This is a genomic window from Paenibacillus sp. TAF43_2, from assembly GCF_052113545.1.
Lineage (GTDB): Bacteria > Bacillota > Bacilli > Paenibacillales > Paenibacillaceae > Pristimantibacillus.
Genome location: NZ_JBFRDK010000065.1, coordinates 20,812 through 30,682, shown reverse-complemented (window position 1 = coordinate 30,682; position 9,871 = coordinate 20,812). Strand labels below are relative to the sequence as shown.

General features: G+C 43.1%; 10 protein-coding genes. 3 read left to right on the top strand and 7 right to left on the bottom strand.

What is annotated here, in order from left to right:
• The 4 genes from AB4Z17_RS15810 to AB4Z17_RS15795 all read right to left on the bottom strand — a co-directional run.
• Positions 1-907 (bottom strand): ABC transporter permease (locus AB4Z17_RS15810; protein ID WP_441960767.1); only part of this gene is annotated, 907 nt, incomplete at its 3' end.
• Positions 908-980: 73 nt separating this feature from the next.
• On the bottom strand, positions 981-2,705 hold the full coding sequence (locus tag AB4Z17_RS15805; RefSeq protein WP_441960765.1) for an extracellular solute-binding protein: 1,725 nt from the start codon (positions 2,703-2,705) through the stop codon (positions 981-983).
• A gap of 146 nt (positions 2,706-2,851) precedes the next feature.
• Positions 2,852-4,474 carry a response regulator transcription factor gene (locus tag AB4Z17_RS15800; RefSeq protein WP_441960763.1) on the bottom strand — a complete coding sequence of 541 codons (1,623 nt, stop codon included), beginning with the start codon at positions 4,472-4,474 and terminating at the stop codon, positions 2,852-2,854.
• Positions 4,467-6,263 carry a sensor histidine kinase gene (locus AB4Z17_RS15795; RefSeq protein ID WP_441960761.1) on the bottom strand — a complete coding sequence of 599 codons (1,797 nt, stop codon included), beginning with the start codon at positions 6,261-6,263 and terminating at the stop codon, positions 4,467-4,469. The genes AB4Z17_RS15800 and AB4Z17_RS15795 overlap by 8 nt, the downstream gene beginning before the upstream one ends.
• Positions 6,264-6,535: 272 nt before the next feature.
• Between AB4Z17_RS15795 and AB4Z17_RS15790 the strand changes: the two genes are divergently transcribed.
• Together AB4Z17_RS15790 and AB4Z17_RS15785 are read left to right on the top strand one after the other, a co-directional pair.
• Positions 6,536-7,105 carry an SGNH/GDSL hydrolase family protein gene (locus AB4Z17_RS15790; protein WP_441960759.1) on the top strand — a complete coding sequence of 190 codons (570 nt, stop codon included), beginning with the start codon at positions 6,536-6,538 and terminating at the stop codon, positions 7,103-7,105.
• Between the two features lie 102 nt (positions 7,106-7,207).
• Complete coding sequence (locus AB4Z17_RS15785; RefSeq protein ID WP_441911816.1) at positions 7,208-7,627, top strand: VOC family protein; 420 nt, start codon at positions 7,208-7,210, stop codon at positions 7,625-7,627.
• Positions 7,628-7,633: 6 nt separating this feature from the next.
• Here the strand turns inward: AB4Z17_RS15785 and AB4Z17_RS15780 are convergent, their stop codons facing one another.
• Both AB4Z17_RS15780 and AB4Z17_RS15775 read right to left on the bottom strand, forming a co-directional pair.
• On the bottom strand, positions 7,634-7,930 hold the full coding sequence (locus tag AB4Z17_RS15780; RefSeq protein WP_441960757.1) for a hypothetical protein: 297 nt from the start codon (positions 7,928-7,930) through the stop codon (positions 7,634-7,636).
• Positions 7,931-8,072: 142 nt separating this feature from the next.
• Positions 8,073-8,225 carry a hypothetical protein gene (locus AB4Z17_RS15775; RefSeq protein ID WP_339208423.1) on the bottom strand — a complete coding sequence of 51 codons (153 nt, stop codon included), beginning with the start codon at positions 8,223-8,225 and terminating at the stop codon, positions 8,073-8,075.
• A gap of 177 nt (positions 8,226-8,402) precedes the next feature.
• Between AB4Z17_RS15775 and AB4Z17_RS15770 the strand changes: the two genes are divergently transcribed.
• Entirely contained in the window at positions 8,403-8,882 is a 480-nt protein-coding gene (locus AB4Z17_RS15770) for a GAF domain-containing protein (protein ID WP_441960755.1), read from the top strand.
• Positions 8,883-9,414: 532 nt separating this feature from the next.
• Here the strand turns inward: AB4Z17_RS15770 and AB4Z17_RS15765 are convergent.
• Positions 9,415-9,816: a hypothetical protein gene (locus tag AB4Z17_RS15765; RefSeq protein WP_441911821.1), complete on the bottom strand. Its 402-nt coding sequence runs from the start codon at positions 9,814-9,816 to the stop codon at positions 9,415-9,417.
• Positions 9,817-9,871: the final 55 nt, after the last annotated feature.

Genomic DNA, 9,871 nt, shown 5'->3' with positions numbered 1-9,871 from the left:
ATCCAGCTATACGGTAAGCCAGCCAGTACGATGCTCCTACAAAAATCAAAGAGACCACCGATTTGAACAAGCCGACAGCTGTCGCAACCGCATATTGAGCATCTATAAGACCTAGTCGATACACAAAAGTGTCTAGAATATCTCCCGTACGATAGACAAGCGGGTTATACAAATTGAATACTTGGTCGAAGCCTGCATTCAGTACGCCCCCAAGCCCGAGTGTCGCGAGCAGCACGATGATGGGAAGCATGCCTGGCAATGTCACATGAATCGTTTGTTTCCATCTGCCTGCCCCATCCATAATGGCGGCTTCGTATAATGTAGGATTAATGCTTGTAAGCGCAGCGAGATAAACAATCGTGCCAAACCCGAATTCCTTCCATACATCCGTGACAACGAGCACATAAGGAAACAGCTTATCATTGCCAAGAAAAAATAGCGGTTCCATTCCAAACCAGCTAATCACTTCATTCAGTAGTCCCTGTGATGGTGAGAGAATATCGATCAGAATGCCGCCAAGAATGACCCACGATAGGAAATGCGGCAAATAAATAAGAGTCTGCACCGATCTCTTGATCGATGATTTCCGCACTTCATTAAGCAGCAATGCCGTCACAATAGGGGCAACTTGCCCGAAGATGATTTTCAGAAAAGCAATAAAAATGGTGTTCCATAATACTTGGCCAATCCCAGGCATTTGGAGCATAAACTCGAAATTGTTCCAACCCACCCATTTGGAATCGAAGAAGCCTTTAGCAGGAATGAAATTCTGGAAGGCAATGACGATTCCTGCCATAGGGATATAATGAAACATGATTAACAATAGAATTCCGGGCACCAGCATAAGATGCAGAGGTAGATGCTTCTTCCAAGATCGTCTTCTTTTGACGGTCGCCGCTTGCAACATGATCATTCCTTTCTAAGCTGATAGAGTAAGAAAGGAAGCAAGCCATTCAAGCTGCTTCCTCTCCCTTCTCAGGTTATTGTTTAGCTTTATACCATTCGTTTACTTCAGCCGTAATTGCATCTCCGCCAAATTTCTTCCAATCCGCTACAAACTTATCGAACTCGCTTACATCCGATTGCCCCATAATAATTTTCGTGAACACTTCCAGCTTCATCTTATCCAGCGTGCTTTTCTTGGCTGTCATCGTCGGCGTGCTCGGTCCCGAATATTCATCGACCAGGTACTTGTTTTCCTTCACATAGTCGCTGACTACATTCATACCGCCACCAGGTCCAGCCCATTTGTAGGATGACCATGCTTGCCCTTCCTCGTTGCTGTCTTTAAATTTCCCCGATAACCACAACTGGTAGAGGTCATAATGATGTTTTACATCCGCAATCGGATTATCTACATACTTCCCTGCATCCTCCGATGCCTGAACACCTCGGTGAATATTAATGAGCTCCAATGGATCACTAATAATGACTGCTGCAAATGCTGATACATTAATTTCCTTGTTTTCTCCGCCGTACCAATAGGCATCTAGACGACCTTCTGGACCATACTGCTTCTCTACCGCAAAATTAAGCAGCTTCACAAGCGCTTCCGGATGCTTGAAGCCTTTGCGCACGACATAGTAGTTCCCAACCGGAATGCCGCCCGAGGTGCTGGCTGGCTGTTCGTCAAAGGATATAAGCGGATACGGCTTCCAATCCGACTTTTCCTTCTTATAATGATCCGTCAAAGGCCACCACACGGCACCCTCGCCTGAGTAGAACATGCCCGTTTTGTTACCGGCAATTAATTCGTATGCTTTAGCCTGATCCTTGACCGCAAACTCTGGATCGATCAGACCTGCTTTGAACAGATCCTGCAGCTTCTGCAGCGCCGGCTTGAGTCCTGGTTGTATATCTCCGTAGACGAGCTGTCCAGAATCATCTTTGACCCAGCGGCCTGGATAGGCATGGAAGCTCTCGAAGAAGCCCATTAAGGAATTCAGATCCTTATTGATTCCACCCAGCCCTATCGTGTCCTTCTGGTTGTTGCCATCAGGATCTTGACTCGCAAACGCCTCGGCAATGCGATATACGTCCTCCATCGATTTGGGCTCAGGCAAATTAAGCTTCTTCAGCCAATCTTGTCTAATCCATAACATCTGCGCACCGGTACCTGTGAAGGTAACACCAGGCAGTGCAAGCAATTTGCCTTCGAAGGTGGAGGCCTTCATTCCATTGCCTCCATCATTACTTATGACTTGCTTCGTTTTCTCCGAGGCATATTTCTCGAATACTTCCGTCATGTCCTCGACCATATCGGCATCGACAAGGCGCTTCAGCTCATTCGCTGACACCGTCAAAATATCAGGAATATCGCCAGATGCGATGGTCACATTCATTTTTTGCTGCCACTGTGTCTGTGGAACGCTCCACTTATTGATCAGCTTAATACCCAGCTCCTCTTCATAAGAGCGATACCAAATATTGTTGTCTATGCTGTCGCCCTTCTCGAACTTGATCGACGGCGGCAGCGATCTTACGGTTGTCACCTCAATTGCAGGCTCATATTTGCCCAGCGGAACACCATCGGCTGGTTTGTCTGTCGAATTCGCTGCGCCCTTGCTGTCGCCTGTGCTTGCAGTGTTTTCTTGCTTGCCCTTGTTTCCACTCGCACCGTTATTCGTAGTGCTGCATGCTGATGTTAAGAGAAGCATGACTGCTGTAGCGAGAATTAAATATCGCTTCAAGCTTTTGTGTTGCATGTTCAATCCCCCTTTTGTTGTAAACGCTATCACTTGCATGAATAAAGTATAAGCCCGCTACATCGACTTACGTAACAGGCCATTTCTTTACTTCTGCTTATCTATTTTTTACCTTTGTGCAAAAATTTGCCGAGCAAGCCCATCCATCATCGTTCTTCCAGCGATCGGTAATCCTGTGGGGTATAACCGCTTGCTTTCTTGAAGAATCGTGTAAAATGGGGCGGTGAAATAAAGCCAAGCGCGGCACTTATTTCATGAATTTTCAGATCTGGTTGAAGCAGCATCCGCATCGCTTCTTTCAGCTTAGCCTCATGGATATAAGTGAGCACGTTTGTACCTGTCACCTTTTTGAATGCTCTGGATAAATAAGACGGATTCCATTGTACAATCTCAGATAAACGCACCAAAGATAGATCCTCTCCTAGGTGATTGTGAATATAGCCCTTCACAAGATCAATGGTTCGGTCGCGGCGTTCAGCCTGGTCCTGCTGCTGCATCTCAAAAATCGTCATGGCAAGCCGATAATAATAATCCATATATGATGCCAGATTCGCTTGATCAGCTGCCGGCTGCATTAATACCGACAAATCAATGCGTACCGAAAGGCGCTCCTGCAAATTAAATCGATGAATATGGCGCAGGAAAACAAGCGATAGCGCAGAGTAAACCGATTCTATTCGCATAGGCTCAGCTTTGAAGTGATCCCAGGCGGAATCAAACGCTTCGGCTTGGCCGTTTGCTAAATATTCGCCAAACAAATCCGTTTTGCGCAGCATCTTCGTAAGGTAAAGCTCGGTCTCGTCAAATTCAACTTGAACAACACCGTTTCGATCACCGGATTGACGATGATACTCATGCTCCAGCATCGCCCATCGGTCGGCAATGTCATCCCACTCGCAAGGAGACCTGTCCAGCAGAAAAAATAGTGAAATATGGAAAGAGAGCTGAAAGGCAGCCTCTGCATTCTCCGCATATTCCCTAACCGCTAGTCGAGTGTCGCTCCACAAAGCAGATTGTTCAAGCTCAATCGGTTCGCTTAGATGAATGGCTGCCGGTTGTATGAACCAGGCCATTGTTTCCTTGTCCACAAATATATACTTCATATGCAGGTGGGAATAACCATACTGCTCCTCGATTACCTTCATCCCTGCGTGCAGCCGCGCTTTTCCAGACTGCCGCGATTCAGAATCCAATCCGATCAGTTTAGCYATCATAAGGAGAACTGGACGCTTCGGATCGAGCGGAATACCGAGCTCCTCGAATTGATTGGATCTGCTGCGCCTATCAAATGATTCATCATAGAGCAGTTCGCTTAACAGCTCGTTTTGAAGCAGCGGCAGCGTTTGCTCCATCTGCTGCATCGCTTTGCCCATAAGACCTTCAATCTGATGTTCTCCAGCGATATCCTCTGCCAGCTTGCCAATCGTATCCAAAATTTTCTCATGACCCTCCGTCTTAAGAAGATAGCTGGTATTGTCATAATGGATAGCCTCGTATACATAATCAAATTCGCTATGCCCGGTCAAAAAAACAACTTTGCATCTAGGCCATAACCTGCGAATATGCTTGTGAAGCTCCAGACCGCTTAGAACAGGCATTCGAATATCGGTCAATACGATGTCAAATTTGCCCCTCCTTAACCATTCGAGTGCGCTCTTTCCAGAATAAGCCTTATATAATTCAAATTCGATCGTAAAACGTTCCTGCAGAAGCGTATAGAGGCCGTCCGCAATATCGGGCTCGTCATCAACAATTAACAATCTAAGCATACTCCTTGTCCTCCTTCCATATGGTCAAGCGAACTTCCAATCCTCCAAGACGGCTGCGCCCCACAACGAGTCCGCCTCGCTCCCCGTATTTCATCCGCAATCTTCGGTGTATGTTTAGAAGGCCGGTCGTTTCAATCGTACTTTCATCCGTTCTCAGCAGCTCCTCTAGCATCTCCAGCCGTTCCTGATCCAATAATAGGCCATTGTCTTCCACACGAATCAACAAACAATCCTCTGCTTCTTCGAAAGTGATTGACAGAAGTCCTCCTTCCTCCACATGATCAAAAACATGCTCGAAAGCGTTTTCGATTAAGGGCTGAAGAATAAGCCGCGGTACTTTAACCTCAAGGTAAGCGGTTGGAACTTCGCCGCACTTGGCCTTCATCCGCAGCCGGAAGCGCCTGCCCTGAATTTCAGCATAAATTGTGGCATGCTTGGCCTCCTCGAAAAGTGGTACTTCATCTGAGGAATTGCGGGTAATGTACTGCAAATAGCTGCCCATCTGGGAAGCGAACTGCTTGGCACTGTCATGATCTTCTACCGCAATCATGTTATACAGCGTGAAATAGCTGTTATATAGAAAATGCGGATTAATTTGTGATTGCAGATGCTTCAGCTCAGCTCGTTGAACTAATATTTTGTGCGTATATACTTGTTCAATCAAATCCCGCATATAACGGGACATTTTATTAAAGCCCTGGAGCAAATATCCGAACTCGCTGCGGCTGTTCTCGGTAATCGTTACGTCCAATTCGCCCTTCTCCATCTTCCTAAATGCGCGCAGAAGCGCCAGCAACGGCCGATGGATCATACGGTACAAGGAAAGACACAAAACAATAATAAAGAAGAGGAATACAGCAATTAACACCCAGAACAGCTGCTGGTAACGATGTAAATTATTGAACAAATGTTTCTCAGGCACAAAATGAATGAGCGAGAACCCGAGAAGCTCAGAGAACCGAGAGGATACGAGCACTCTATCATCTCCCTCGCCAATACTCCTTATATTCTCGTATTCATTCGGTGCACCCGATTTATATTGATCGATGTACTGATCCAAATAGGGATTCTCATAATGATGAGTGCGAATAATAAAATCGCCGTTCGGGTCGCTTAGAACGGAGCCGCTATTCTCACTGCTCTCTAAAGAGGAAAGTGATTTGCTTAGCTCATTCGGTGAGAGCTCCACAATAATGGAATACATCGCATTTTCCGCTTCGTACAAACCACGCACCTCGTGAACAAGTACAATATACGGAATATGATTGAGGAAATAGATCGCTTTTCCCGGACTTTTTCTAGCCAGCTCACTAGTAGCATTAAATTGTTCATGCATCATTGCGCCCGTTCCCTGCATAGCGGATATCGTACGGTTAAGGGAGGGAATATGTACGGACACATCCGATATATAGACGCTGCTGTTTTTTAGTGCAAACAGCCTGTCCTGTACCATTAATATGGCTTGGCTTTTGTCATATTGATTCATGTAGTCTGGAATAACCGCCAGCTTGTTCAGCGATTCGTCGTTAATTAATTCAAACTGCAGCAGTTGAATCCGTTCGACTTCCTTCTCCATCGCACGTATATTCGCATCAACCCTCGACTCCATCGAGTTGGATATTTCCCTTCGCAGCAGCTCCCTGCCTCCAGAATAAAAGTTGTTCCCGATCAAGATAATCGGTATCAGCAACAAAGCCAGCAATAACGCGAAGCGAAGCAACAGTGAGCTCTTTATTCTGCTAAACCCTGTACGGATATGTACCGCCTCCATTTTTGCTAAGATTGCCATGAATCAGCAGCTTAGTCTTGTTTTTTGTTTCCACTTGCAAATGATGCGGCTTCACCGTATACACTTTTTCATTATTTAGAAGATTGTGCTCAAAAGCAATACAAACACTAGTTTAATGTTAAGCGATTTCATGTGCTTTCAACATTGACGTTTTTAACATTTGGACAGAAAAAAGACTAGATAAATCAATAGTTTGATTCATCTAGTCTTCGACTCCATTACATCGGTGTCTTATACTATAGGTATACATAAAATAGAAAGAGGTGCCCGATATGTGGAAACACTTTGTAGCCATAGGTGATAGCTTTACGGAAGGTATTGGTGATGAAGTTGAGGAGACCCCATTAAAGAGCTGGGTCCATCACTTCGCCGAGCTGCATGAGCCCGCATTAAAATACACCAATTTGGCTAAACGTGGATTGATAACCAAAGAAATTCGCTTAAAGCAGCTGGAAGAGGCTCTAGCACTAGAGCCCGACTTAGTCAGCCTAATCGCAGGCGCAAATGATATTTTAAAAGGCCGCTGGAACTTCAATGAGTATAAGACGGAAATGGAGCTCATGATAGATGCGTTACGCAAGTCAGGCGCTGCTGTTATAATCGGAAATCTTCCCGACTTTACAGCTAGATTGCCTTTGCCTGATGAAAAAAAACGAGTAATAAAAGAACAGCTGCTGCAAGCAAATGAAGTCGTTCGTTCACTTAGCAGCGAGTACAAATTAATGCCTATCGATTTCTGGAATCATCCAATAGCTGAAGACGACACCTTTTGGTCTAAGGATTTGATTCACCCCAACTCCATAGGATACCGAAAAATTGGCGAAATCATCTTTAATCGTTGATCAATTTGAATGAAACAAACGGCTATTTCTTGCTATGAGCAAGAGAGAACAATAAATATACAGGATTTAATTGTTTATGATTGTTTAAATGGAGGAAATTCTATGAGCAAAAAAGCAGGTCTCATTCATCATATTGAAATCTACGTTTCAAATTTAGAGCATTCTTCAGAATTTTGGGGATGGTTTCTAAGTGAACTCGGTTATGAGGAGTTTCAGAAATGGAGTCAAGGGATAAGTTGGAAGCATGAAGAAACATATATTGTATTCGTTCAAGCAGAGGAAAAGTACCTAGATACCACTTATCATAGGTGTCGTGTAGGGCTGAACCATTTGGCTTTCCAAGCAGAATCCCGTCAGCAAGTCGATAACTTCACCAAAAAGTTGCGAGCACGTGGTATGAAGATATTGTACGAAGACAAACATCCGTATGCTGGAGGGGAGCATAATTATGCAGTATTTTTTGAAGACCCCGACAGAATTAAGGTTGAACTGGTTTCAACTCTAACGCAGAACGATAGTTAAACTAAATTAATGTAATAGTTTGCGTAAAACCTTAATCCAACGTGGTTCATACGCTTCGCTAATTGAACCTCCAATATAATATTTGTTATCCGGGTCCATTTCAAATATTTTTCTAAGACCTTCAGGCAGATCATATTTAACAATTGGTGAAGTCGCATCCGATTTAAAATAGTATTGCTTACATAATGGACATAGTAAGATTAATGAGTCGTCTGATTGATATGCATAAATGTTAAGCTCTTTTCCACATAAATCACAAGGAATAATTCGTTTACGATTCAACCAATTAATGAACGAACCCATTATCATTCCCCCATAGAAAATATCTCATCTTTCCCATTTCGCGTCTTATTTTACGACTAATTACCAATGGTGTAAATAGCAAAAAAAGTCCCTAAAAATAGGGACTTTTTTTCTTCCTGATTTAAATATACGTGCCATTAAATCATTTTTCGGAAAGTTCAATTTCTTGCTTTGTTGCTTCGTCAGCAGGTTGGTCGTTTTTCACATATTCATCTTGGTCACTGCCCCAAACATAATCGTAATTCGTAATGTCTGGCTTGTAGTCTTTTTTCGGATTGTCTTTATTATTCTCCATAACCATCACTCCTTTTTGTTAGTATGCGTTCTCCCATTGAAAATTAATCCATTTGATTTCCGCTGCTTCATTTCCTAGTTATCTCGAAATGTTTAAATTTTATTAGGGAGTATGCTAAAATGTGATGTACAACAAAAAATAATAAACTAATCCCGTTTAAGATAAAGGAGTCGAACGATGTTTCATCCAGAACATTACGAAGGATCAAAGGAGCAAAAATACGATTTGGCCATCCGGCAGCTTCAAGCTTTGCTGGAGGGTGAATCTGATGTAATTGCCAACCTGTCCAATGCATCGGCCTTGCTTAATCAATTTTTAGATCATATTAATTGGGTTGGATTTTACGTGTATCGGGGCGAAGAACTAGTCCTAGGACCTTTTCAAGGATTGCCCGCTTGCGTCCGCATTCCTCTACATCGGGGCGTTTGCGGGAAAGCTGCCAGCCAAAGAGTGACTGTCAGAGTTGGAAATGTGCATGAGTTTCCGGGACATATCGCCTGTGATGCCGCATCCCAATCCGAAATCGTTATTCCAATTATTATAAACGACGAGTTGTTCGGCGTTCTCGACATAGATAGTCCTGAGCTTGATCGTTTTGACGAGGTTGACCAGCTTTACTTGGAGAAGCTCGTTAATCAACTGATCCAGCACTTGTAATACCAAATAGCCTGTCTTAACGATAACCCGCAACTTGAAAGTCATATCCAAAAAAATAACGAGCCCTAGAATCGCTTCTAGTGGTTCGTTTTAGGTTAAGATAATATTGAATTTTAATTACAAATTTGTATAGGATAACTTGCATGCCTCGATAAGATCTGCCCGTTCATTCGTCCCCTCTACAAAAAAAGAATTCTCTCGGATGAGATCAAGCAATTCTGCCTTTTGGAATTTAAATAAGTGCAGAAGTGCACCTGATTTTTAACAAACAAGACGAAATGAAGAAAATAGGTGCACAAATACATCTAGTTGAGCAAATTTGAAAAGTAGTTGGTTAAATAAGTGCATTTGTGCACTTGGATGAAGCTGCTGCTGATTGATGTACTCATTAAGTTAACCTTCTTTGTGTTCTTGGCTTTAGAAGAGTGAGGTAACTACACGCGCAGCAATGTACAATTGAGAAGTGTGCCAGGAGTTGCCCAAAAAAACCTGTCCAGTTTCTTGTTAAAAAATCACATTTTAATTAAATATCTTATTTTATGAATTCCGCATTAGAGTGCAGCCCTAAAATCTCAATAATTTCAGCAATCGCCACTTTCTTCGGACCATCCATGAAATAGCCTATCATTCCCATTTTAATATTATTCACGTGAACTTCTCTTCTCATTTGAGAGAAAATAATCCACATTTTAGCAGTGCCTTCTATTGGTACAGGTCTAGCATCATTTAATATAATATTTCCATGTTCGTCTTCAAACTCTGGAAAGATAGCAGAAAAAATACCTTCCTTGCTATCATTAACATCATAAAAGAAATCAGTGCGTAAACCTTGAAATACAGGCTTCTTCCTGCCCCCTTCTTCATGAGAATAGAACCTATATTTAACCCTAAAATCCGCCTCATGATTCAGTATTTCTTGATATGGTTTCCACATTTTTTCCCTCCTAACTTGCTTACCTTCATCTGAATGTACTGTTTTGCAAGTTCAT

What these genes read in the sequence shown, in the direction of transcription:
- AB4Z17_RS15805 (WP_441960765.1), bottom strand. Translation starts at nt 2,705, where the DNA reads ATGCAACACAAAAGCTTGAAGCGATATTTAATTCTCGCTACAGCAGTC.
- AB4Z17_RS15795 (WP_441960761.1), bottom strand. Translation starts at nt 6,263, where the DNA reads ATGGCAATCTTAGCAAAAATGGAGGCGGTACATATCCGTACAGGGTTT.
- AB4Z17_RS15790 (WP_441960759.1), top strand. Translation starts at nt 6,536, where the DNA reads ATGTGGAAACACTTTGTAGCCATAGGTGATAGCTTTACGGAAGGTATT.
- AB4Z17_RS15785 (WP_441911816.1), top strand. Translation starts at nt 7,208, where the DNA reads ATGAGCAAAAAAGCAGGTCTCATTCATCATATTGAAATCTACGTTTCA.
- AB4Z17_RS15780 (WP_441960757.1), bottom strand. Translation starts at nt 7,930, where the DNA reads ATGGGTTCGTTCATTAATTGGTTGAATCGTAAACGAATTATTCCTTGT.
- AB4Z17_RS15775 (WP_339208423.1), bottom strand. Translation starts at nt 8,225, where the DNA reads ATGGAGAATAATAAAGACAATCCGAAAAAAGACTACAAGCCAGACATT.
- AB4Z17_RS15770 (WP_441960755.1), top strand. Translation starts at nt 8,403, where the DNA reads ATGTTTCATCCAGAACATTACGAAGGATCAAAGGAGCAAAAATACGAT.
- AB4Z17_RS15765 (WP_441911821.1), bottom strand. Translation starts at nt 9,816, where the DNA reads ATGTGGAAACCATATCAAGAAATACTGAATCATGAGGCGGATTTTAGG.